The organism is Pseudomonas quasicaspiana, from assembly GCF_021147825.1.
GTDB lineage: Bacteria > Pseudomonadota > Gammaproteobacteria > Pseudomonadales > Pseudomonadaceae > Aquipseudomonas > Aquipseudomonas quasicaspiana.
On sequence record NZ_JAGTPI010000015.1, the window covers coordinates 83,103 to 107,037 of the forward strand.

A 23,935-nucleotide genomic window follows, 5' to 3' on the forward strand; every position below is an offset into this window, starting at 1 on the left:
ATTCCATTTCATGCCGCGCCTCTGACTCGGCGGCGGACTAACCATTCGCCTGCAAACAGCAGGCCCATCAATCCGTATGAAACAAGTCCGGTGTACAGCGCCCACCAGGACAGCGGAGCCCAGAGCGTCAAACCCGCTGCGATCAGTCCGTTGGCCAGAAAAAAACAGCACCACACCACCGTGACCTGGCGTGTGTAGCAGATAGCCTTTTCCGACAACTGCGAATTACCCAAACGCGCTATGCGTTCGACGATCGGAGGGCCGTAAATCAGGCTCATGCTAAACAGGCTCAGCATTGAGGCGCTGATCAATACCGGGTACCAACGTAGCAATTCAGCGCTGTCGAGCAGACCCAGCAGCAGGCAGAAGCCAATGGCGATCAGTGCGGTGATCAGTGTGGCGGGCCGCTTGCGCGCGGTCAGCGCGCGTCCCAGCCACAAGACACCCAGTAGCAACGCAAACTGCCAGGGCGCGAAGTGTTCGGTGCCGTAGTAAACCGCGAACGGGTACAACACACCCGCCAGCAATAGACCCAGACCGATCAGCCGCTTCATGCTGCGGTGTTGGCTAGACGGTAAACCGCCTCGACGACATCGTTGACGGTGCGCACCGCCTTGAACTCTTCGGCAGCGATTTTGGTGCCGGTCTTGCGTTTGATGTGGTCGATCAGGTCCACGGCGTCAATGCTGTCAATTTCCAGATCCTGATAAAGATTGGCTTGCAGAGTGACTCGCTCAGGCTCAAGTTCGAACAGCTCTACCAGCGCATCTCGCAGGATTTCGAAGATGTCTTCACGGGTTTGCATGTCAAATCCTCAGGCCGCTTGTCGTGCGCTGACAAAAGCCGCAAGGCTGTCGACGCTGGTGAAATGGTCACGGGTGTCTTTGGCGTCCGCATCGATCTTGATGCCGTAACGCTTCTGGATCGCCAGCCCCAGTTCCAGGGCATCTACGGAATCAAGACCCAGCCCCTCACCAAAGAGGATCTGGTCGTTGCCAATGTCGTGAGTGCTGATGTCTTCGAGGCCCAGGGCGTCGATGATCAACTGCTTAATGTCTTGATGTAGAACGCTCATCCAAGGCGAGCTCCCTGATGAAGTAGTGATGCAGGTGGTCGTTGAGCTTGCGCGACGCAACAGGCGCCGGGCCTAGCGCAGCAAAGGCTTGTGGGTCTATATCGGCGCCAACGCGCAAACTGAAGTGCACACGCCGTAAAGGGATGCGATACCAGGGTTCGGCCTTGGTCAGCGTCGTCGGGCTGACCTGAATGACGACCGGAGTGATCACCGAGGCACCACGCAAGGCAATGGCCGCCGCGCCGCGATGAAATTGCGGCGCGCAACCGGGCTGTGTCCGGGTGCCTTCCGGGAATACGATCAGGGTCTGGCCATCGCGCAGGGCGTCAGCGGCGGTGTCGAGCATCTCGGCGCTGCCGTCGTTGCTGATGTAACCGGTGGAACGCACCGGTCCACAGGTAAAGGGGTTTTCCCACAGGCTGTGTTTGACGACGCAGTTGGCGTCGCGCACCAGCCCGATCAGAAACACCACATCAATCAGTGACGGGTGATTGGCGATGATCATCTGGCCTGGGCGACCCAGGCGTTCTGCGCCTTCTATTTCGTAAGTCAGTACGCCGTTTCTCGCCATACGCTGGATGAACACCCAGAATAGGCGGCTAATGGTGCGCCTGGCCCGCTGGCGCTTTTTAGCCTGATCGCCTGGCAAGCAGCGCAGTAGCGGGAAATACAGCAAGCGCAGGCACAGCCCGCCCAACCCGAACAGGGCAAAGCACATCGCGGTAGCGAACAGGCGCCAGTAATAGGCGTCCTGACGCTTTTTCAGTGGTTGCGTTGCCAGTTCCATAACCGGTTCTTCCAGGCGTGTCGGCAAGTGTGTTGTTCAGTGTTGAGCGTTCGCAGCAGATTCAGCGCGTGGGGCCATTCGCTACCAGGCAGTTCCTCTGCGCTGGCCGGTTGCAGGGTCAACTGCCAGTCCGTTCCCGGGGTCAGCAGCAGGCCGACGGCGTACGGGAAGGGCACGTCGTTTATCCAGTCTGCATAGGCGAGGGGCGGCTGTTCTTCGGTCACGATCAGCAGCACCGCAGGCGCACCTTCTGCCAACAGCGCAGCCGCTTCGAACGCGCCATGCTCCAGACCGTCGCCCGCCGCAGCCAGAGCCGTCATTTCGCTGGTTTCACCGCGCATGATCGACCACAAGCCAATGACCGCGTTGTGCACGGACAGGCTGAACTGGGTAGGCGACAAGGGCTGGCTATCAGCGACATCACGCAGAATTTCGAAGGTGCGTGGTGTTTCACCGTGGCGCGAGACAAAGACCAGCGGCAGCCGCTCGTGACCGTCAGCCAGCGGCCAGCCCACGGCGAATGCCATGCGAGCCAGACGACCCAGGCGGCGGCGCTGCATGGCAGGCAGGAACGACACATCAGGAGCCTCATCGCTACGCTGCAAAGGTGTCGGATGCCGACTCCATTGCTGCCAGTCGTCGACGTGAGTCAACCCCGGTGCCCAGGCGCGCCATTGTGCGATGTTGAACGTGATCAATGGATTATCTTCCCGCCCCTGCGGGCTACTGCTTACTGCGATATCGCTGGCGATCTGCCCGGAACTCGCTTGTTTCCGGTCAAACGTCGGGCATTATCCCGATGAGGGTGAACAGTAGCAATTTGTTAAAAACAAATATGTCGAAATTTGACACTTTTCCGGTGGGATTTTGTCGTGTGTGGTTGAAGCGCTCGCCGTTGTAACGTGCATTGCATAGACTCCAGTCACCAACCATTTCCCTGTACTCAATCCAGGCACCACGGAGGTCAACTCATGCGTCGGGTGGTTTTCAATCAGAAGGGTGGCGTTGGCAAGTCCAGCATCGCCTGCAACCTGGCAGCGGTCAGTGCTCATGAAGGGTATCGGACGCTATTGATCGATCTTGATGCTCAGGCCAATTCGACTCAGTACCTCACCGGTCTGACGGGGGACGACATCCCCATGGGCATTGCGGAATTCTTCAAGCAGACCCTGTCGTCCGCGCCGTTTGCGAAGAAAAATCACGTCGATATCTACGAAACGCCTTTCGACAATCTGCATGTCGTTACCGCGACCCCGGAATTGGCGGATTTGCAGCCCAAGCTGGAAGCCAAACACAAGATCAACAAGCTCAGAAAGTTGCTGGACGAGCTAAGCGAGGATTATGAGCGGATTTACCTGGATACGCCGCCAGCGCTGAATTTTTACGCGGTTTCGGCGCTGATCGCCGCTGATCGCGTATTGATTCCTTTCGATTGCGACAGCTTCTCGCGCCAGGCGCTGTACGGCCTGATCAAGGAAGTGGAAGAGCTGCGGGAAGATCACAACGAAGACCTCCAAGTGGAAGGGATCATCGTCAACCAGTTCCAGCCACGGGCCAGCCTGCCGCAGCAGATGCTTGACGAACTGATCGCCGAGGGGCTGCCTGTGTTGCCGGTGTATTTGAATGCGTCGGTGAAGATGCGCGAATCGCACGAGGCCAGCAAACCCCTGATCTACCTTGAGCCGCGCCACAAACTGACCCAGCAGTTTGTGGAGCTGCATCATTGGTTGGAGACCAATGCTTAGTTTGATGCATTGGCAGGCGGGTAGAGCGGATTATCGGGCTCGACGCTGACCTTGTGGGACCGGATTCATCCGGGAAGACTTCAGTTCTGACGATCAAGATGTAGTGTCTGCGCTGGCCTTTTCGCGAATGAATTCGCTCCCACTGATCCCCGTACACCATAGGCCCAGACGTAAAATTTAAATGATTTTCGGCCTCATAAGGTCTCCAGGCTGCACTCCCTCTTTAACCGCAGCATTCATCTTGTCCACCACCAGCCGCGCCCGTTTGGCCAGGCCCTTGGGGATATCAATGGCTGCATCCATGTCTGCCGCCAGGGTTTGCTGGGTCGCGATCAACTGATGACTGCCAACGTCGCACTCGCACTTGACGTTATGACCGTGCGTTGCGACGGCGATGTATTCATCAATGAACGTCGGGTTGCCCTGAGCGATGTAGCCAACGGTCTCGCAGGCCGGGCACCACACCGGGTCGCCCATCCGCGCGAGTCTGCGCAGGTCCATGAGTTGAGTCGCCGATGCACTCAATACAAATCCACCGGTCGTGGTTGGATCGTCTTCCCTGACTACGTATGACATGGATGTACTTCCGTTAAGCGAGTCGGAAGCAAATCCTAGGTCTGAATAACGAAGTCGGGAGCGACAAATCGCTGTTTCGGAAAGGCCCTACGGAAAAATCAGCAAAGCGAACGCACAGGCTTCCCCGGAACGACTCAGATGCCCTGACTTTTCAACCACGCCAGTAATTGCTGCAACGGGAAAGCACCGCTTTGACGGGCAACTTCCTTACCATTGCGGAACAGAATCAGGCTGGGGATCGACCGAATGCCCAACTGTCCTGACAATTGCGGGTTCGCCTCACTGTCCAGCTTGGCCAGTCGGCAGCGTCCGGCCAACTCGCTGGCGGCCTGTTCGAAGATCGGCGCGAAGGACTTGCACGGTCCGCACCACTCGGCCCAGACGTCCACCAACAGTGGCAAGTCGCCTTTGATCTGGCTGGCGTAATCACCTTGGGTGAGGTTGAACGGCGCGCGCAGCAACACCTGTTGCTTGCAGCGGCCACATTTAGGCTGGTCGCCCAAGCGTTCATTGGGGATTCGATTAAGCCCGTTGCAATGCGGGCAGGGGATCAGCATCGGTTCTGACATGAGGCCTCCAAAATCTAATAACGTGCAGATTGTACTGCTCGGTTCCCGCCTGGCTGTAACTGGTTTGGGGTGATTAATGCCCCTAGGCTGGTTTCAACGGTTCAGTGACGGAGCAAAGCATGAAAACCCTCGGCGTTATAGGCGGCATGAGCTGGGAATCCACGGCCACTTACTACAAGTTGCTCAACGAAGGTGTTCGTGATGCGCTCGGCGGCCTGCATTCAGCGCCGGTTCTCCTGCATTCAGTCGACTTCGCAGGCATTGCTGCGTTGCAAAAATCCGGTGAGTGGCATGTTGCAGGTGAGCAACTGGCGCAGGTTGCGCAGGGCTTGCAGCGCGCCGGCGCAGGCGCGCTGCTGCTGGCCACGAACACCATGCACAAAGTCGCCCCCGCCATCGAGGCTGCGGTAGACATCCCGCTGCTGCACATCGGTGATGCGGTCGGCTTGGCTCTGCAAGCCAGTGGCGTATCCCGCGCCGCGCTGCTGGGCACGCGCTTCACCATGCAGGAAGACTTCTATCGTAATCGTCTCGCCGAACGCTTCGGTATCGAAGTCCTGTTGCCTGATGCTCAAAGCATGATCGAGATCGACCGAGTGATCTTCGCCGAATTGTGCGTGGGTCAATTCAATCAGCCGGCTCGGGACTACTACCTGAACGTACTTGAGCAGCTTCGCGATCAGGGCGCGGAGGCGGCGATTCTGGGTTGTACCGAAATCGGGTTGTTGCTTGATGGCGCGAAAAGCCCGCTGCCGTTGATCGACAGCACTGAGCAGCATGTGGCGATGGGGTTGCGGTGGTTGCTTGAGTTGTAGGATTGGTCTATTTTTGAGTATCGCAGTTTGCGATATCTGATTTCGTGATTAACATCCTCTCGTGAAATACGACTTGGGATGGCTGATGCGGGTAATCACTGAAAAGCGGATATGGGAAGCGAAGGAGAAATGGCCGCGATCTGCCAGCGCGTTGGACGCATGGTACCGATTGGTTAAAACATGCCGTCCCACAGACTTTGCAGCCATCAGGGCGATTTTCCCAAGCATCGACAAGGTCGGCCCGCTGCATGTTTTTGATATCGGCGGCAACAAGGTAAGACTGATCGCGTGGGTTAGTTATTCAGCACAGCGGATCTACATTAAGCACGTACTCGATCACTCCGAGTATGACAAAGGTAAGTGGAAGGATTAATCATGAGCGCTCTTATCAAGCAGGCGGCAGAACATTGGCCTTTTGTCTCTCCTCTATTGCGCAGGCCTCAGGACGAAGCCGATTACGATGCGCTGGTGGATTCGCTGGACGAATTGTTAGCCCTTATCGGCGATGATGAGTCACATCCGCTAAACAGTCTTGTACTTCTGGTTGGCGACTTCATTGAGGCTTATGACCACGAACATCGCCCCATGCCTACGGTTTCAGGCGTTGAGACTCTGCGGTACCTGATGGGTGAGCACGGGTTGAATCAAGGAGATTTGCCTGAAGTCGGAACCCAATCGGTCATTTCTGAAATCTTGAGCGGCAAGCGGCAGCTCAATGTGCGTCAGATACGTTACCTGTCCGAGCGGTTTGGCGTTCCTGCTGATGTGTTTTTTTAAGTGGGGGAACTTCCTCTGAGGCTTTTCTGAATGACGAAAACTGTGGAGTGGATAGAGGCTATCCGGCCCCAATAATGATCGCGCTTTACTGACTGTGCTTCGTTTATTTCCTCCCTCTCCTGCGCGTTACATAGTTATAAAAAAACGCCGTCATAATGGCCCCTGCTGTAGGGTGCTTCTTACAGTAAATAAAGATCCCTCTGAAAATTAGCTTTTTATAAGGCGGCTTTGTCCAGTGGTTATGGGCTATTGCCTGTGATGTAGTCGTTTGGATAGTTGTAAGTTTTTTTGTAAGGCGCTACCGTTTTCTCAAGTTTAAAAACAAAGCAAGTTTGATTTTTTTATTTAAGGTATTTTAATGAAAAAATTTATGTTCTTGCGCCGTTGGTGTTGGTTTTAATGGTGGCTGTCTGAGTGATCATATGTGTGGTTCTTTCTTTGTGTTAGTTTTTGTTTGGGTTTTATTATTAATCGTTGGAGAGTTTGTATGGTTTCTAATGTTGATCTGTCTTCTTCCCCAATAGCTACAAGCTCCACTATCAAGAGCGGGTACTCTAATACCACCGGCATTGATAAGCCCGTCCAGGACATCTCAAAAAAAGCGGACACCGCCAGCGTCTCAACGCTCTCTCGCCAACTCGGCGAAAGCGCCGTGCGTGCCGAAGCCCGCGAGAAGAGCATGACGCGTGAGCAGTTGGGTGAATATGCGAAAAGTGTGGTGGATCAAATCCTGGGGCATTCGTATGCCGCTAACAAAGCCCGACACGACGCAGAGGTCCCAGAAACCAGCGACCCCGTGCTGATCGAGCGAGCCAAGCTGGCCACAATCTACGTCAATAAATCTGTGGCCCAGGACCCTACTGCAAGAAATCCATTTGCGGACCTCACGCTTGAGCAGGCGGTTCTTATTGCGTACGACGATAAAGGCTCGTACACGGTCAATGAACGGCAGGCTGCCTGGGCTCGCAGTGCGAGTCTGGAACAGCAATGGCGAACAGGATCAATAGCCCGAGGAGGGCAGGAATATAACAGCTGCGGTAAGAGGCCCAAGTTCATGACCGAATGCCTCGAACATTACAGAGCACTGCCTGCCATTGAGCGAGCTCGCTACGATAAGGGTTATGAAAGTCGTCTTGAAGCCAACATCACGGAACAGGGCGGTTCGCGCAAGTCCAGTGAGCGAACGTTGAACTTATACGAAATCCTCGCGGGTATTCAGTTGCCGGAAAAGAAAAAAGAGCAACCTGTACCGGGTAAAAATAAACCTGAGGCGGTAAAGCCAATTGTCGACGCGGTTAAGCCCTGTGCGACGATTCTTGATCCGCTCCCTGCCGCAAACAAAGTTAACTGATCTTCATCGCTTAGTCAGCTTAGAGGTCAATCCATGATTAACGCTGTCTCCAGCGCAAGTGCCGCAGTCGGCAAAGGTGCGCAGATTAATAACGTTTCCTCGACGACTGTGCAGAAAACAACCTCCGTCGCTTCTGATACAGCGAGAACTCAGTCAACGTTATCCATATTCTCTCGCCAACTGGCAGAAAGTGCTGTTCGCGCAGATGCTCGGGATAAAAGCATGGATCGTCATCAACTAGGAATTGAGAGCATCCGAATCCGGACAGGTTTGGTTGAATACGGCTGGCGATCAGATGAAACTGGCTATGTTACCGAGTATCCCGATACGACTGACCCGGAATTAAAGGAGTTCCGCGTTCTGACCCTGTTCGAGGTCATGGCCAAATACAAACACGCCTTCGGCAAAGGCACCCAGTCCGATACCCAAGGCGTGTCGCCCTTGATGACCGCCGACACGCCGATGTCAGCTCAACCACAGCCTGCAATCAAGACGAACAACTGATCTCCAGATGCTTCCCCCAATCAGGTGGACGCTGGGCGTAGCCAGCCATGCCCGGCTGCTCGTTGAACGGATCACTGAGCACTTTATGCAACCGGCGGACTTCTTCGTAGTCGCCGTTCTCGGCGGCGTCGATGGCTTGTTGTGCCAGATAGTTGCGCAGGATGTAGAGCGGGTTGACCGCATGCATGCGCGTTTGGCGTTGCTGGTCGGTGCCGTTGTCTTCGCGGCTGATCCGCGCCAGATAGCGTTCGGCCCAGTTGTCGAAGCCTTTGATGTCGACGAAGTCGTCACGCAGTAACTGCAATGCCTGTACGGCGGGGTCGTTACCGAGGCGGCGGAAGAACAGTGTGTAATCGATGCCGCTGTTCTGCATCAGCTTGAGCAAACCGCTGATCAGTTCGCCATCGTTGTCTTCGGCACTGGTCAAGCCCAGACGACGGCGCATCAGGTCCTGGTAGTGGGCCTCATAGAGCGGCAAAAACAGCCCTATGGTCTCGCGCAAGGCGTCGACGCTGATGAATGGCGTCAATGCCTGAGCCAACGCGCTGAGGTTCCATTGGGCAATGGGCACCTGATTGCTGAAGGCATAGCGGCCTTCATGATCCGAGTGGTTACAGATGAAGTTCTGGTCGAAGTCATCAAGAAACGCGAACGGCCCGAAATCGAAAGTGATGCCCAGAATCGACATGTTGTCGGTGTTCATGACACCGTGGCAAAAGCCATAGGCTTGCCATTTAGCGATCAGCTCGGCGTTGCGCTCGACGATTTCCTTGAACATCGCCAGGTACGGTTCGGGTTGTTCCAAGCAGTGCGAAAAGTGCATCGCCAGCACGTGTTCGCCCAGTTCCTTTAGCTGCTCAGGTTGCTTGGTGTAGTAGAAGTATTCGAAGCTGCCAAAGCGCACATGACTTTGTGCCAGACGCAGCACCATCGCAGCGCGTTCCTGTTTCTCGCGCCATACCGGTGTGCTGGAGCCGATGACGCAACCTGCGCGACTGCTCGGAATGCCCAACGCGTACAGTGCTTCAGAGGCCAGAAACTCGCGAATCGATGAGCGCAACACCGCGCGCCCGTCGCCCATTCGGGAGTAGGGCGTCTGCCCGGCGCCTTTGAGATGCAGGTCCCAGTGTTCGCCAGCCGCGTTATACACCTCGCCCAGCAGCAATCCTCGACCGTCGCCCAAGCGCGGGTTGTAGGAGCCGAATTGATGACCTGAATAGACCATCGCCCGTGGATCGGCATCGGCCCAGAGTTTGTGCCCGCTGAAGATTTCAGCGAACAACGGCAGTTCGGCCTGTGCGGGGTCGAGGTCAAGCAGTGCCAGTGCCGCATCGCTGGCGACTACCAGACGCGGCTCGGCAATGGGTTCGGGCAATACCGAAGTGGAGAACGCATCGCCCAGGCGGGCAAAACGATTGTCGAAGGTGAGTTCGTCTAGGGCTTTCACAGGCCTTCTCCAGCAGAATGTCCGAGTATTCTGCTGGGTTGGTCCGGATGCGTCCAGTTGGCTGGCGATACGCTGGCCTATGGGTGTGGCCCGCGCTATCTAGACGCAAGTGGGTAACCTATAGGAGCAAACTACATATAACCCACTGAATAAATGCAGTTTTTTGTGGGAGCGGTGCTTGCCCGCGATAAGAACACCGCGATTTACCTTTCAGACCGCGTCGCTCTTATCGCGGGCAAGCACCGCTCCCACATAGAATTGTGTCTGCTGCGCGACCGCACGGTGCCAGGGACACCGAGGCCACTCCTATAAGGATTGCATTCACCGTCATTAATCCAGTCGCAGCTCCGGCGGCTCTGGCTGATCCTTCGGCGCAGGTTTGACCGGCTCCGCAGATTCAAGCTTGAGCGGGCCGCTTGGTTTTGGCTCTTCGTCCGTCGGCACCAGCTTGTATTCCTGCCCGCTGAGATTCTTGAGGTAGACCTCCATCTGCCGGAACGAGATGTTGATGTGCTGCTTCTTGAATTCTTTATTGATGAAGCGGTTGATTTCGTCGAGCACCGGGTTGCGGTCGCCGAGATCGCGCACGTGCATGCGCAGCTCATGATCGAGCGTGCTTTCGCCGAAGTTCAGGAAGTACACGATTGGCTCCGGGTCCTTGAGCACGCGCGGGTTATCCCGGGCTGCCTTGAGCAGTAACGTGCGAACCAAATCCAGGTCAGAGCCGTAATCCACGCCGAGTTTTAGAGTCACCCGAGTGATGGTGTCGGTCAGCGACCAGTTGATCAGTTGCCCGGTAATGAACGTCTTGTTCGGGACAATAATGTCCTTGCGGTCAAAGTCGGTAATGGTCGTGGCGCGGATGCGGATTTTGCTGACCGTACCCGACAGGTTGCCGATGGTGATGGTGTCGCCAATCCGCACCGGACGCTCAAACAGAATCATGATGCCCGAGATAAAGTTCGCGAAGATCTCCTGCATCCCGAAACCAAGGCCCACCGACAACGCCGCTACCAGCCATTGCAGCTTGTCCCAGCTCACACCCAGTGCCGACAGCGTCGACACGAAGCCGATACCGGCAATGGCGTAAGAGAGCAGGGTGGTGGTCGCGTAAGCACTGCCTTGAGCCAGGCTCAAGCGTGACAACACCAGCACTTCCAGCAAGCCGGGCAGGTTACCCGCCAACACGAACGTAATGCCAATGATCACCAGCGCGCCGATCATGTCGCCGAGGCTGATCGGCACCATGCTCATGGTGGCCCCAGTGCCGCTGGTGTATTCGTACAGGGTGATGTTGTCCAGGTACGAGAACACGGTGATGAGATCCGACCACACCCAGTACAGCGCAGCCACGAAGCCGGCCAGCAGTGCCAGACGAATCAGACGCAGCGATTGCTGGTTGACCTGTTCGATGTCGAGCGTCGGCTCTTCGACCACCGCATCACCATCGCCCGCTTCTTTGGCTGCCTGACGCTTGGCCAGTGCCCGCTGATAGGCGAGACGTCGTGCAGCAACGCTCAGACCGCGCACGAAGGCTGCCTCGATCACGAGCCAGAGCATCATCAGGTACAAGGTGTCGATCAGCCGATCACTGAGTTTCAGCGCGGTGTAGTAGTAGCCGAAGCACACCGCGACAAACAGGGCGATAGGCAGCGCAGTAAACGCCATGCCCATGGTTTTGCGGAACAGCGAAGCGTTGTGATTGCTTGGGCTGGTCAGCAGCAGACGGCCAAGCAACCATGCCATCAGCGCATAGCAGGTCAGCACCACGCCAATGCCCAGCACGTCGTCGGCGAGTGCGGCAGGTTGATGTTCGGCCACCGCCACAACCGCGACCAGCGCCAGCACGACGAGGCCAAGCTTGCGCATCCAGCCCTGAAGGAATTCGACCTGCGCCTTTTCCCAGCGGAAATGCAGTTGTGCCACGCCGCCCGGCGCAAGAATCCGGTAGGCGGTGTAGAACACCAGCCACGCCAGTGCGATTTGCAGCAGTGCTTCGCCCAGGTTGGCGTTTTGCCCGCGTGCGTCAATTTGCAGGGCATAACCACATAAGGCCAGTGCCAACGCAACCGGCATTGCCAGCAGGATATTGATCAGAATCGCCAGCGGCGTCTGCAACTGGCTGTCACGTTTGAAGTGGCCGATATCGGCATGCAGCTTGTTGAGCTTGTTGTAGAGCGCTTTGCGTCTCCACGTCAGCACGCCGATCAACAGCAGCAGCGGCAGGAATAACAAGGGGCGCTGGGTCAGGCCATCACTCAGCTCGCTGGCGCTGGAGGCGATGGGCAGCGTCGCTACCTGTTTTTGCAGACGTGGCCAGATGCCTTGGAACCACTCCACATCGAGGGGCTTGTTGCTGGGGATCCAGAACATCTGCTCATCCAGCGTCTCGCGCAGGCTGATGGCGGTGCTGACCAACTGCTTCTGATTGAGCTGCAAGGTGATGGATTCATTGAGCAGTGCGCTGAGTTCGCGGTTCAGACGTTCAAGCAGATCGCTGCGGGTCACGGCCAGGTCCAGCAAGGTTTTGCGCAACTGTGGAGTGATGTCCGCTGGCTGCTGAGTAGCCAGCAGCTTTTCAACGTAGGCCACCGGGCTGCTCATCGCCTCACGCTGCTGATTGACCTCGAACTGATACAGGCGGATGTCGGCGATTTCGTCTGCCAGGCCTTTGTCCAGTTGCAGATGTGGCAGCGATTGCTTCTGTTTGTAGAGAATCTTCGACAGCAACAGGCTGCCGCGCAGCACGTTGATCTGCTCGTCCAGCGCCTGATCAGTCTGGGTCAGGTTATCCAGCTGTTGTTTGGTCTTGAGGTTCTGTTGGGTCAGTTCGTTGAGGCGGTCGGTGCCGCGCAGTAAATAGTCGGAGAGCTTGAGGTTGGCGGCGCTTTCGGTCGCCAGCAGGCTGCTGCTCCCGGCTTTCTGCGCTTCCAGAGACAGTTGGGTCACCGTCTGCTGGGACTGGGCGCGGCGCTTTTCGTTGATCAGGTTTTGCAGTTCCTGAATTTCCTGCTCCTGACGGCTGACTTTCTCTACCAGCAGGTCATGCTGGCTGTTGCCCAGATCCTGCAACTGGCTGTTGCCCGCCAGTTCCTGACGGCGCAATACATTCAAGGCATTGATTGACGCCAGCTCAGCATTGAGCTGAGTACGTTGTTCAGCGCTGAGGGTTTTACCGTTGTCTTTACCCAGCTTGAGAATGCTGTTGATTTGCTGGATGCGGTTCTGATTATTACTGATCTCGGCCTGAGCGCGTTCAGGACGAGTCTGGGCAGTAATGACCATGCTGCTGGCATCGCTCAAGGCTTTTTGCAATTCGCCTTGCAGAGTGCTGCGCTCGCTGAGCATGTTTTCCAGCTGCGGCACGTCAAGACTGCCATAGCGCTGGGCGACGGGAATGACTTTGCTGCCTTTGAGGCGCGTCAGTTCCCGCTGGTTTTCGGAGATCTGCTTCTGTGCGTCGTTCAGTTGCTGCTTGAGCGCAGTGAGCTTTTTCTCGTTATCGCTTTTGCTGTCGATAAAGCCCAGGGTCTGTTCCAGCACCTGCTGCAGGGCTTTTTGGTCGGCATCCGGCAATTTGCGGTCGGCGATCTTGTCCAGGCTCTGCTGCACGGCCTCGCGCGTGGGTGGATCGGCAGCCAGTACCGGGAAAGACGACAGGCAAAAGCCGAGCAGGATGGCAGCAAAGAAATTACGCAGGGGCAACATAGACACCGGTCGAGCTGATCGAATAGAAGGGCAGTTTAGAGGAACAAACCAGGACCTGGGTTGCTTCCTTCCGGGAATCTGACGCCGACTTTGAGGATCTTGTTCCCCTCCATCACAGCAACTGTCCAAATAGTTCCATTCCATTCGATCTGATCGCCGACAATCGGCTCGCCGCGGTTCTTCTGCACAATGAACTGGCTCAGCGGCATGTTGCCGTCCTGACCATCCAGCTTCAGACCGTACAAGGCGGCAACTGCGCTCAGTTGAGCGTCGCCCTCCAGTACGAAGTCGCCGAAGAAACGCAGGTCCAGACCGCGTTGCGGCGCCTGGCTGAACAGTTTGCCCAGGGCGGGCAGGTCATGTTCGTGGCCGATGACACACAGCAGGTCATCGACTTCCAGTGTTGTACTGCCCGACGGGTGAAGCAGTTGCTGGCCGCGGAACAGGGCGGCGATGCGCGTGCCTGCGGGCATCTTCAATTCACGCAGGGCGGCGCCAATACACCACTTTTCAGCGCCCAGGCGGTAGACGAACAACTCCCACTCGCTTGTGACGTGAACCTCCAGCGGCGCGCGGGAAATCGGCGCAGGCTCGGGCGGGACGGTCACCTTGAGCAGCTTGGCCACCCACGGCAGGCTGGTGCCTTGTACCAACAGCGAAACAAGCACGATAAAGAACGCCAGGTTGAAGTACAGCTGTGCATTCGGCAGGTTGGCCATCAGCGGGAACACCGCCAGAATGATCGGTACTGCACCGCGCAAGCCCACCCAGGCAATAAACGCCTTTTCACGTCCGTGGAAGGCTTTGAACGGCAGCAGCCCAACCATTACGGAAAGCGGGCGTGCGACGAGGATCATCCACAGCGCCAGGCCCAGTGCCGGGATCGCAATCGGCAGCAGGTCGTGGGGCGTGACCAGCAGGCCCAAGACCAGAAACATACCGATCTGCGCCAGCCAGGCCATGCCATCGAGCATGTGCAAAATACCGTGACGGCTACGAATCGGACGGTTGCCCATCACCAGTCCACACAGGTAAACCGCCAGAAAACCGCTGCCGTGGATGGCGTTGGTCAGGGCAAACACCGCCAAACCGCCAGAAATCACGAGAATCGGATACAGACCGGTCGCCAGATTAATGCGGTTGACCAACTGCAACATGAGCCAGCCACCGCCCAGACCGATCACGCCGCCGATACCGAATTCGCGAATCAGATGGACCAGCAGGCTCCATTCCAGATTGGTCTGGCCGTTGGCGAGCATGCCGATCAGGGTCACGGTGAGGAACACCGCCATCGGGTCGTTACTGCCGGATTCGATTTCAAGGCTGGCGGTTACTCGCTCATTCAGGCCTTTGCCGCCTAACAGGGAGAACACCGCCGCCGCGTCCGTTGATCCGACGATAGCGCCGATCAACAAGCCCTGAATCATGTTCAGATTAAACAGCCAGGCCGCGACCATGCCTGTCAGAGCCGTCGTGATAAGGACTCCGATCGTTGCCAGCGACAGCGCGGGCCACAGCGCCACCCGGAAACTGGAGACCCGCGTTCGCAAGCCGCCATCGAGCAGAATCACTGCCAGCGCAAGGTTGCCCACCAGATACGCGGTGGCGTAGTTGTCGAAAATAATCCCGCCGCCATCCACGCCCGCGACCATGCCGACCGCCAGGATGATCACCAGGATAGGGATGCCCAGACGTGACGAAATCGAACTGACCAGAATGCTTGCACCCACCAGCAACGCGCCGATCAAGAACAGGCTGTTGATGGTCGTGGCATCCAAGGGCGTTTCTCCATGCAGAAAAGTCGATAAGAAAATAAGGGCAGTACGTTATGACCATGCAGTCACCGTGCCAACCGATTCTAACCTGTTGAATTGGTTGGCTGTCAAAGCATTGCTGTTGATTGACTGAACAGTGGTGTTTATGTCGATACACGGGCTGCGGATGTAATGTCCCCTTCGCGAATGAATTTGCGCGGGGCATCAACCGAGCCAGACACATACCCTGTGGGAGCTCATCCGCGAAGGCGGTGGTACAGGCGACGGATATGCATTGAATGTAATGGCCACTTCGCGAATGAATTCGCTCCCACCGGGGATGTTGGGGTACCCGTCAGTTGAGCCGGACACATACCCTGTGGGAGCGGATTCATCCGCGAAGGCGGCGGGACAGGCGACACGCATGCATTGAATGCAAGGGCCTCTTCGCGAATGAATTCGCTCCCACTGGGGGATGTTGGCGTACCCGTCAGTTGAGCCGGACACATGCCCGGTAGGAGCGGATTTATCCGCGAAGGCGGCGGTACAGGCGACGCGTATGCATTGAATGTAAGGGCCACTTCGCGAATGAATTCGCTCTCACCGGGGGATGTTGGCGTATCCGTCAGTTGAGCCGGACACATGCCCGGTAGGAGCGGATTTATCCGCGAAGGCGACGGTACAGGCGACGGATATGCATTGACTGTAAGGGCCTCTTCGCGAATGAATTCGCTCCCACCGGGGATGTTGGCGTACCCGTCAGTTGAGCCGGACACATGCCCGGTAGGAGCGGATTCATCCGCGAAGGCGGCGGTACAGGCGACGGATATGCATTGAATCTAAGGGCCACTTCGCGAATGAATTCGCTCCCACTGGGGGATGTTGGCCTACCCGTAAATTGAGCCGGACACATGCGAATGAATTCGCTTCCGCCTTTTGAACCCGCGTCCAGTTTCACCCAAGGAACCGAGGTATCCATAGCCGTGAAGCACCAGGTCTGCTTGTCGTAACGAGTGCCTGCATTGCGGTACTGTTTTAGCCAGCGGAACATCCGTTTAATGATGTTCCGCTGCATCAAAGGCTTAGCGTATCGACTCATATACAGATCGCAGTTGCTTCGCGTACTGTTTAGCGTTCGGTATCCTGATTTTCTTCAGGTAAGAATCCAGCATTTCCGGTTTGGTTTTCAGGAGGTGCAGTTCAATCAGATAAATGTTCAGAAAGTTTTTATAAAATGGGAGCGTCTCTAGTAGAACGTCATCGTCATCTTCACTATGCTTTCCTTCCTGCTGATCCTCAGTCCCCTCAATGCTTTTCAATTTTGCAAGCACGTACTTCTCGCAAAAAAGCTTGTCGCTGGCGACTACTTCAAGGTCCTTTACAGTAACACCGGCTGCATTAATGTCCTCAATGTCATACCCCAGTAATGCGTCAGGTACGATTTTGTCATTCGTCGCCAGTTTTGGATTTTGAACCATTTGCTCAAGGAGGCTTGAATAAATTTCTCCCTCAATCCAGTGTCGAGCCTCTTGCAGATTTACCATATATCCACTCCCATAATCATATTCACGAACCTGTCCTGTCTGTGTCAATTGATCGGCAGTTCGTGCGCCGATGCGTTAGCGCCGGAACCTTGAGTCAGACGATATCTAAAAAATCGTCATTATCCATGTAGTGGTTCAGTGCGCTGATGACCATATCCATGTCTGCAGTTTGTTTCTGGTCGTATATATTGCGTAGCACATCATTGAATTGCTCTCCGTAATACAGGAGTTCAAGCCCGTTGGCGGTTACAAATTCACTGTGAACATCTTCGTCGTTTATAATCTCTGGATAACGATCCAGATAACAGATTGTTTCAGGCGTTATGAGCTCTGTTTCTTCCTCTGTATACAAGCATAAGTCGTCTAGGACTGCTGGTCCGGATTTTAAAAAATTAATCAAATCTACGATTGTGATGGGTTCGCCAAGGCGAAGGCTAGAATTCAAGTTTCGCATCATAAATACTTTCCTCGATATCAATGAAGCTCATGCCTTTTAAGTTTTCTGACTCGATGGCTTGCTTTAGTCTTGATGAAAAGACATATTCCTTCATGAGCATTTCACTGCAAATAAAAAAGTCTAAATCAATATCCTTTTTCTCAACAACAAATCGTGTTATCGAGTCGTAAATGTCTCTGCCATCATGATAGTTGTCTTGTTCAGGCAGGTGTGTGGTCGGGTCTTTTCTGATTTCATAAACAGCGTTCTTTTTGTCTAGCAGGCTCCTGATTTCCCGGCTGCGTAAAAGAAAATATTTTTTGGGTGTTGTCGATGATTTGTGTCCCTGAAGATGGACGCGGACTTCTATGGTATCCATTCTGCCATAGCGGAAAAGTCTGATTATGTTCAGCAGTTTTTCAGAGCAGATGAATTCGCTACCGAAATAAAAGAAATCAGTATCCAAGGCTTTGTGCCTGGCAAGGAAATCGAGGAGGGTTCCTGGCTGAGGGAATCTGGCATCCGAAAAGTCATTCGAGTTCCAGCCATAGCGTTGAAACTCTCCATCAATCCCGCCGCCAGGACAGCCTTTATCGCCCGGTTTATATTGGATCAAAAACACCATCGCCCCCTTGGCATTGCGTTCTGATATCGTTGAGTTTTACATTCTACCTTGAGTATTCGCTCGCCACCTGTCTATTATAATGAATAGTAAAGAATGCCAGGGTGGCGAGTTATGATCTACAGTACACCAAAAAACCACAAGCTAAAAAGCCTGTTTTCATAAAGCTGGATGCAGTATGCAACCTCTCAGAACCCCTGTAGGAAAAAATACTTCGGCTCTTTTTTCTTCTTTATTTTTACGTTGCTTGTTTTGGCAATGTACTCCGCTGTATTTAACCTGTTCGACAATTCTAATTGTCAGGGGTTTAACCACACTGAAAAGTTAAATGGAGGTGCGAAAACAATCGACAATAAAACGTTCGTGATAACTATTTGCGGGGCCGGGGTAAATAATAGTTTTTTTAATGGCGATGGTATGGAAAGGGTCCGATTGACTATTCTGGACGATCAAGGCGAGCTGTTAGCGAGGAGATATTATAAGGTTTTCTGGGGCGGCCAACCCGGACATGAGCCGCTTAAGATTTCCGAAGACAGCATTGTCTATCAAGATGACAAGGACCAGACAGACCACACAATCACGATGCCTCCCACACGGCTGGAATGGATTCGGGCAAGGCTCCCTCTTTAACGACGGGATTTTTGATGGCAATTCTACCCGCGCCGACTTTTCGTACAAAGCCCAGTCATCGAGTGATAGCGGCGTCGCTCATCGCAAGTAGGTAATTAATTACTGCACATCCTCCTTCCTTTGCTGATTGGATAAGCCCTCACTAGATCCAAAGGAATGGATAAAAATGGCGTCTAAAACAACCGGCTTTGACCGTGCAGCACTTCAACAACGTCACTCCGACGATGAATCCCGGCTGAAAAGGATGGCACGCTGGTTTCTGGAGGATTACCCCGATATTCATGGGCTGGCGTATGCCTTGGCACGCAGGATTCTGAAAAAACATTCCGTCGGGCATCTCAATCCGGATCAGATTTACTGGCATCGTTTTACTGACGGCACCCGCTCCAGCCCGCGGACTTTCACTGGGTGGGAACATGTTGGTCAGCCTGCCGAATCCATGACCCTGGTGGAACTGGTAATGCATCGCTTCAGCGCCGAGGACCAGGACGCAACGCCCGGGACGCTGCAACAGACGGGTGGCTTTTACACCGATGGGCCAGAGTGCCGGGTTTTCAACGAGCATAACGAAGTCGCGCTTTTGCCCCAGGATGTACTGAATGATTTCTGGGCTGCGGACTTTGCGACGATCTACACAGGCGCAGTGAAGCGCTTCTGGGCCGCGCATGGCGAAAATTTCCGCACCCTCGCCAAAGCACATTTTCTGGCCGCCGCCGCTAACGCAAAGCGTGCCGACAGATTACCGGACGAGTACTACCAGACGGTTATTGATGCCGTAGCCGCCTCGGTGCCAGATGTCATGACCCGCGCGGTGCTCCGTGCGCGTGTCGTTCCTCAGTCCGGCATCACGTTCCGCAGTTTCGATATCGGAGAGTATGTCGCCCACGACATTGTTCGAATTGTCGATGGCAAGGGAGGCCAGATTCTATACGTGCCTTCTCAACGGCCTGCGTTTCATTTCTTTGCCAGTGATGCTGCTTTGCACGCCTGGGTGTTGGAACAGTGCGCGACTGACGCGTCGCGGTCGACCTTTACGTTGCATTTCTTTTCCTCGCAGGCCGCCAAGGAGCAGGACAGCGGAGTGTTTGACAGTTGGATCGGGCAATTGCAAAGGCATGAGTGGTCCGATCAGAAAGTCATCAATCGCATCGATCAGCAGATTGTCACAGACGTGTTCGAGCACCTGCGTGAACGTGCCCAGGCCAACATGCAGGCGCAGGGATATCTGCTGCTCACTTCGAACTCCGACCTGCGCAAGCAAATGATGATGGGCTATCTGAACGCCTTCACCCAGGTGTTCGACGGGATCGCCCCGTTGGCATGGCCGTTGACCCTGACGCTCGTAGGGGCAGCACTTACCAATGTCGGCTTGAGTATTGATCAGGCCCTTAATGGCAACACATCAAGGCTGCGCAAGGCCGGGGTGATCAGCGCTGTCCTCAATTCGGTTTTTGTGGTGTTCAACCTGCCGGACATGGCGGGGGCGGGCGCCGCGTTGTCGGAAACGGGCGTTGCAATTGAAACGGTGGATGACTGGGTGCCCGCTCAAAATAGCGATGCGTTTCTGGCCGAAATGCGCGGTAACGTGATTCTGGATGAAGACATTGCTGATGCGTCCGGGCACATGCAAGGCATCAGGGTGCTAACCAATGGTGAAACGTGGATTGAAATCCGCAACCTGCCTTATCGTGTTTCATACAACAGCTCCTTGCGAACCTGGGCCATCGTCAACCCTCAAAATCCGTTCGCTTTCTTTGGCTTCAAACCGGTGCGGCTCAATGCTGTGGGAGAGTGGGAGTTACTGGCTCCACCGCACCTGGGTGGCGGCTCTCCCATCGATGGAGTTGAAGGTGCAACTTCATCGGCAGGCTCCCAATCACAATCACTGGTCCCGACCCGATCCGCATTCTGGGATACCTACATGCGCTTCGATCTGCTCGAAGAGGAGCAGCTCTCCAAAATAGCCCTCGCGCGGCAGAAGGCGGTGGTGGATGACTGCGTTCGGGAATACGACCCTGCTTCGGATTTCGACTCGGAAATGGACACGGGTGGATTCATCAGCACCGATGAACACGGCAACCGGCTATTGGTTGACGCTTGGGGCGACGAGCATCGGCTGTTCAAAACCGAGGATGAGTACATTGGTGGTCGTGTATCTGATTACACCGCGCGCGACGAAGATTTCAACGTTTACCTGCGCACCGGCGAATCGACACTTCCCAATCAGATCGAAATGATCGTGGAGCTTGCCGAGGATATCGACAGCATCGGCTGCAACAACGACGTGGACCTGTATCGCGGTGGTAGCGGCCATCGCAGTACATCAGGCATTACGTTTCGCAGCGGGACGATCAAAACGGGGGATATTCTGGTCAACACTGACTTCACCTCGTTCAGCGAAAACCCTTATGTGGCGCGTATTTTTTCCAGCAGCCAGGGCGGCGTGCAATCGCATATTTTCCAGCTGCACATCAACGACGGTGCGGTGATCAGGTTCGACGATACCTCCATCGTTTTCGAAGTTCCGGCCAAGGCCTATCGCACGGCAACCCCAATAGCGCCTTTTTCGGGGGATTGGGAGGAAGCTGAATCAGTCTTCAAACCCGGTACCTTTTTCAGGATCGAAAACATTGAGGAGGTAGTGGGCGAGCATTTCAAATTCATCAAGGTGCGCTTGAGCGAAAGTCCAGCCGGTCGTCATCGTACCGGTGAGCCTGCAGGCCGTATCTTTGATCTGCGCACGGGCGAGCCATTCAGTCGTGAGCAATACGCGGCGAGACTCGGGCCGCAGGGATCAGCGCTGCTGGATATGTTCTTCCCGTCGGCGACCTGATTCAGAACCATTCACTTTGCATCGCCAGGCATAGGTCATCACGCGCTTCAAGAATTGTCAGTTCGTGATGACAGCCCGGCACCTCCCACGTCAGGAAGTATCGGGCGGCCTGCAGTTTGCCCTGATAGAAGTCCCTATCGGCCTCGCTGCCATTGGCAAGGCCTTGTTGTGCTCGAATGGCCTGTTCCAGCCACCGCCAGCCGATCACGGTGTGACCGAAAGCTTTTAGATACAGCGCCGAATTGGCCAGGGTCGCGTTCACTTTTCCCTGCGCCAGATCGCCCAGCAGGCCAAGTGTCACGGCTTGCAGGCGCGCCACCAATTGCTCCAGTGGCTGGCGCAGTTCGGTCAATGCTTCATGTGCTTGAGCGCGTTGTGAGGTGTCGGCAATCAGCCGCAATAATTGCTTGAGGCCCGCACCGCCGTTTTGCGCCAGCTTGCGGCCCAAGAGGTCCAGTGACTGGATACCGTTGGTACCCTCGTGAATCGGGTTCAAGCGGTTGTCGCGGTAATGCTGCTCCACCGGGTATTCCCGAGTGTAGCCATGGCCTCCCAGAATCTGGATCGCCAGTTCATTGGCCTTCAGGCAAAACTCCGATGGCCAGGCTTTGACGATGGGCGTGAGCAAGTCCAGCAACTGTTGGGCACTCTGACGCGCCTCTTCTGTTTCTCCGGTGGTGGTGTCATCGAACAGTCGCGCCGCATACAGGCCCAGATCGAACGCACCTTCCACGTAAGCTTTTTGGGTGAGCAGCATGCGCTTGACGTCGGCGTGCTGGATGATCGGCACCGGAGCGCTTTCCGGGCTTTTGCTGTCAGGCAGACGGCCTTGTGGCCGTTCGCGAGCGTAATCGAGCGAATACAGATAACCCGCGTAGCCGAGCATGACGGCGCCCATGCCCACGCCAATACGCGCCTCGTTCATCATCTGAAACATGCAGTTCAGGCCCTGGTGCGGCTTGCCTACAAGGTAGCCGACGCATTGCCCGTTATCACCGAAGTTAAGGGCTGTTGAGGTGGTGCCGCGCCAACCCATCTTGTGGAATAAACCGGCCAGAATCACATCGTTACGCGGCCCTGGGCTGCCGTCTTCATTGACCAGAAACTTGGGCACGATAAACAGCGAAATACCTTTCACCCCGGCAGGTGCATCCGGCAGCTTGGCGAGCACCATGTGCACGATGTTTTCCGACAACTGGTGATCGCCACCGGAGATAAAAATCTTGTTGCCGCGCAGACGATAGCTGCCGTCCTCGTGGGGTTCAGCGCGGGTGCGAATGTCTGAAAGGGATGAGCCTGCATGGGGTTCGGTTAACGCCATGGTGCCGAAGAAACGGCCTTCGATCATCGGTTGCAGGAAGCGCTTTTTCTGCTCCTCGCTGCCGAAGCTTTCGATCAGGTTTGCCGCGCCCATGGTCAGGAACGGATAGGCCGTAGAGCCTGCATTTGCGGCTTGAAAATGTGCAAAACAGGCTTGGGATAAAAGCGTCGGCAGTTGCATGCCGCCGTCTTCAAAGCTGCGTGCTGCATTCAGAAAACCCGCCTCAAGAAACGCATCAACGGCAGGTTTGACCTCGGGGATCAGAACCGCTTCGCCATTTTCATAGCGTGGCTCATTCTCATCGGCCTTGCGGTTGTGTGGCGCGAAGTACTTTTCAGCGATGGTGCGCGCCGTGCCAATTGCTGCGTCGAACGTCTCGCGATTGTGTTCGGCAAACCGCTCACGCCGGGTCAGCGCTTCGGCGTCCAGCACTTCGTAAAGCTCGAACGCCAGATTGCGGGAACTGAGCAGCGACTCGGACATGACCCTGTACCTTGTTGTTGAAGTGGGTTGAGTCTAGGCGCGTGTTTTTGAGCTGCACAGGATGATTGATTTGGGTGATGGTGGGGGAAAGCAGGCGTGAGGCTGCTTGGCAGGCGCTGCTCATCAAAAAAATGTAATCACCTGATCTGGAATGCTTTTCTGTAGGAGCTGCCGAAGGCTGCGAAGCATTTCTCCTGATACACCGCGATCGCAGCCTTCGGCAGCTCCTACAGGCCCAGTGTTTGCTGCGAGACAGCGCCGTGTCAGGTAGGAGGCAACTTGTTGCCGAGACGGCTTGTCTGGCTGGAATTTATCGAGCTTCAACTCCCGCTAAGGAGCGATCCAGTTCGGTCCGTGCCATGCCGATCAGGTGAACGACGGAAAAGGCCAGGTCACGTTTCGGGCCGTTGAGGCTGTCACCGGATTCGTAGGCGGTTGCTGCTGCGCAACGCAGGAGTTCGGAGATGTGGAGAAGGGATTGTTCGAGCGTGAGATGCGGTGGAGCTGGCGTTACTGTTGTCATGGTCACTTTCCTTATTAAGGCCACCAGACAAACGCTGCTAAACGATTGAAGGTGGCGGCTTTGTCGCGGGTTAGCAGACCGGGGAAAATCACCAAAAACCGGCGCACCCGAAGGTGCCCCACGCAAAGCCGCCATAAACGGTATTTTTGCGTGGTGATTCATCCTGGGGCTGCTAAACCCGATCACTGATGAGCAGTGACCGACGCAGCCTAGAGAGACAAGAACACCCACGCAACGGGGTCAGGAGTCTCTAGGAAGTTTCCCGCAGAAGAAAGGGACAAGCCTGTCGGAAACGCCCGATTTGCAGGGCGTTTCGTTAGCGAAAGTAACCGGGTTGCTGTGAGACCCAATACATCTGATTGAAATACTATCCTTGTGGGAGCCGGGCTTGCCCGCGATAAGGCTGGAAGCGGTTTAGTTTAGATAGCGGTGCCC

Annotated in this window: 23 protein-coding genes; 8 read left to right on the forward strand and 15 right to left on the reverse strand. The window is 55.4% G+C overall.

Annotated elements, in window-relative coordinates; translation table 11 throughout:
* Positions 1-8 precede the first annotated feature (8 nt).
* Genes KDX30_RS11930 through KDX30_RS11950 form a run of 5 tightly spaced genes read right to left on the reverse strand, consistent with a single transcriptional unit; the run spans position 9 to position 2,560 of the window.
* Positions 9-554 (reverse strand): COG4648 family protein, encoded by a 546-nt coding sequence (locus KDX30_RS11930; protein ID WP_231675827.1) that lies wholly within the window; start codon positions 552-554, stop codon positions 9-11.
* The gene (locus tag KDX30_RS11935) at positions 551-805 is read right to left on the reverse strand and encodes an acyl carrier protein (RefSeq protein ID WP_027901955.1); all 255 of its coding nucleotides are present in this window, start codon (positions 803-805) and stop codon (positions 551-553) included. The genes KDX30_RS11930 and KDX30_RS11935 overlap by 4 nt, the downstream gene beginning before the upstream one ends.
* 9 nt (positions 806-814) lie before the next feature.
* Positions 815-1,075, reverse strand: coding sequence for a phosphopantetheine-binding protein (locus KDX30_RS11940; protein ID WP_027901954.1), 261 nt, complete (start codon positions 1,073-1,075; stop codon positions 815-817).
* Entirely contained in the window at positions 1,050-1,862 is an 813-nt protein-coding gene (locus tag KDX30_RS11945) for a lysophospholipid acyltransferase family protein (protein ID WP_027901953.1), read from the reverse strand. Before KDX30_RS11945 ends, KDX30_RS11940 begins: the two co-directional genes overlap by 26 nt.
* A complete protein-coding gene (locus KDX30_RS11950) occupies positions 1,838-2,560 on the reverse strand; it encodes a beta-ketoacyl synthase chain length factor (RefSeq protein WP_122397653.1) in 723 nt (240 codons plus the stop codon). Before KDX30_RS11950 ends, KDX30_RS11945 begins: the two co-directional genes overlap by 25 nt.
* 273 nt (positions 2,561-2,833) lie before the next feature.
* On the opposite strand from KDX30_RS11950, the gene KDX30_RS11955 reads away from it, so the two are divergent.
* Positions 2,834-3,607 carry a ParA family protein gene (locus KDX30_RS11955; protein WP_099268031.1) on the forward strand — a complete coding sequence of 258 codons (774 nt, stop codon included), beginning with the start codon at positions 2,834-2,836 and terminating at the stop codon, positions 3,605-3,607.
* A 177-nt stretch (positions 3,608-3,784) separates the two neighbouring features.
* Here the strand turns inward: KDX30_RS11955 and KDX30_RS11960 are convergent, their stop codons facing one another.
* On the reverse strand, positions 3,785-4,183 hold the full coding sequence (locus KDX30_RS11960; protein ID WP_231675828.1) for a PAAR domain-containing protein: 399 nt from the start codon (positions 4,181-4,183) through the stop codon (positions 3,785-3,787).
* 134 nt (positions 4,184-4,317) lie between these two features.
* Positions 4,318-4,752, reverse strand: coding sequence for a thioredoxin TrxC (trxC, locus tag KDX30_RS11965; RefSeq protein WP_231675829.1), 435 nt, complete (start codon positions 4,750-4,752; stop codon positions 4,318-4,320).
* Between the two features lie 119 nt (positions 4,753-4,871).
* Between trxC and KDX30_RS11970 the strand changes: the two genes are divergently transcribed.
* The 5 genes from KDX30_RS11970 to KDX30_RS11990 all read left to right on the forward strand — a co-directional run bounded on the left by KDX30_RS11970 (position 4,872) and on the right by KDX30_RS11990 (position 8,199).
* Positions 4,872-5,567: an aspartate/glutamate racemase family protein gene (locus KDX30_RS11970; protein ID WP_231675830.1), complete on the forward strand. Its 696-nt coding sequence runs from the start codon at positions 4,872-4,874 to the stop codon at positions 5,565-5,567.
* An 85-nt stretch (positions 5,568-5,652) separates the two neighbouring features.
* Positions 5,653-5,940, forward strand: coding sequence for a type II toxin-antitoxin system HigB family toxin (locus KDX30_RS11975; RefSeq protein ID WP_231675831.1), 288 nt, complete (start codon positions 5,653-5,655; stop codon positions 5,938-5,940).
* 2 nt (positions 5,941-5,942) lie between these two features.
* On the forward strand, positions 5,943-6,344 hold the full coding sequence (locus tag KDX30_RS11980) for a helix-turn-helix domain-containing protein (RefSeq protein ID WP_231666275.1): 402 nt from the start codon (positions 5,943-5,945) through the stop codon (positions 6,342-6,344).
* Between the two features lie 487 nt (positions 6,345-6,831).
* Positions 6,832-7,695 carry a hypothetical protein gene (locus tag KDX30_RS11985; RefSeq protein WP_231675832.1) on the forward strand — a complete coding sequence of 288 codons (864 nt, stop codon included), beginning with the start codon at positions 6,832-6,834 and terminating at the stop codon, positions 7,693-7,695.
* 33 nt (positions 7,696-7,728) lie between these two features.
* Positions 7,729-8,199, forward strand: a complete 471-nt coding sequence (locus KDX30_RS11990; RefSeq protein ID WP_231675833.1) for a hypothetical protein — start codon at positions 7,729-7,731, stop codon at positions 8,197-8,199.
* Here KDX30_RS11990 and selO read toward each other — a convergent pair.
* From selO to KDX30_RS12020, 6 genes are all read right to left on the reverse strand, one after another.
* Positions 8,183-9,646, reverse strand: coding sequence for a protein adenylyltransferase SelO (gene selO, locus KDX30_RS11995; RefSeq protein ID WP_231675834.1), 1,464 nt, complete (start codon positions 9,644-9,646; stop codon positions 8,183-8,185). The two genes, KDX30_RS11990 and selO, sit on opposite strands and share 17 nt — an antisense overlap.
* A 330-nt stretch (positions 9,647-9,976) precedes the next feature.
* The gene (gene mscK / locus KDX30_RS12000; RefSeq protein WP_122806823.1) at positions 9,977-13,354 is read right to left on the reverse strand and encodes a mechanosensitive channel MscK; all 3,378 of its coding nucleotides are present in this window, start codon (positions 13,352-13,354) and stop codon (positions 9,977-9,979) included.
* Positions 13,355-13,389: 35 nt separating this feature from the next.
* Positions 13,390-15,132 (reverse strand): potassium/proton antiporter, encoded by a 1,743-nt coding sequence (locus KDX30_RS12005; RefSeq protein ID WP_122397662.1) that lies wholly within the window; start codon positions 15,130-15,132, stop codon positions 13,390-13,392.
* A 1,058-nt stretch (positions 15,133-16,190) separates the two neighbouring features.
* The gene (locus KDX30_RS12010) at positions 16,191-16,652 is read right to left on the reverse strand and encodes a hypothetical protein (protein WP_231675835.1); all 462 of its coding nucleotides are present in this window, start codon (positions 16,650-16,652) and stop codon (positions 16,191-16,193) included.
* Positions 16,653-16,746: 94 nt separating this feature from the next.
* A complete protein-coding gene (locus tag KDX30_RS12015; RefSeq protein WP_231675836.1) occupies positions 16,747-17,109 on the reverse strand; it encodes a DUF7716 domain-containing protein in 363 nt (120 codons plus the stop codon).
* Positions 17,087-17,710: an Imm43 family immunity protein gene (locus KDX30_RS12020; protein ID WP_231675837.1), complete on the reverse strand. Its 624-nt coding sequence runs from the start codon at positions 17,708-17,710 to the stop codon at positions 17,087-17,089. The genes KDX30_RS12015 and KDX30_RS12020 overlap by 23 nt, the downstream gene beginning before the upstream one ends.
* Positions 17,711-17,881: 171 nt before the next feature.
* On the opposite strand from KDX30_RS12020, the gene KDX30_RS12025 reads away from it, so the two are divergent.
* Together KDX30_RS12025 and KDX30_RS12030 are read left to right on the forward strand one after the other, a co-directional pair.
* On the forward strand, positions 17,882-18,340 hold the full coding sequence (locus KDX30_RS12025; protein WP_231675838.1) for a hypothetical protein: 459 nt from the start codon (positions 17,882-17,884) through the stop codon (positions 18,338-18,340).
* Positions 18,341-18,506: 166 nt separating this feature from the next.
* Positions 18,507-21,173 carry a dermonecrotic toxin domain-containing protein gene (locus tag KDX30_RS12030; RefSeq protein WP_231675839.1) on the forward strand — a complete coding sequence of 889 codons (2,667 nt, stop codon included), beginning with the start codon at positions 18,507-18,509 and terminating at the stop codon, positions 21,171-21,173.
* Position 21,174: 1 nt separating this feature from the next.
* On the opposite strand, the gene KDX30_RS12035 is transcribed toward KDX30_RS12030, so the two are convergent.
* Together KDX30_RS12035 and KDX30_RS12040 are read right to left on the reverse strand one after the other, a co-directional pair.
* Positions 21,175-22,977, reverse strand: coding sequence for an acyl-CoA dehydrogenase (locus tag KDX30_RS12035; RefSeq protein WP_231675840.1), 1,803 nt, complete (start codon positions 22,975-22,977; stop codon positions 21,175-21,177).
* A 310-nt stretch (positions 22,978-23,287) separates the two neighbouring features.
* Positions 23,288-23,500: a DUF6124 family protein gene (locus KDX30_RS12040; RefSeq protein WP_122394873.1), complete on the reverse strand. Its 213-nt coding sequence runs from the start codon at positions 23,498-23,500 to the stop codon at positions 23,288-23,290.
* Positions 23,501-23,935: the final 435 nt, after the last annotated feature.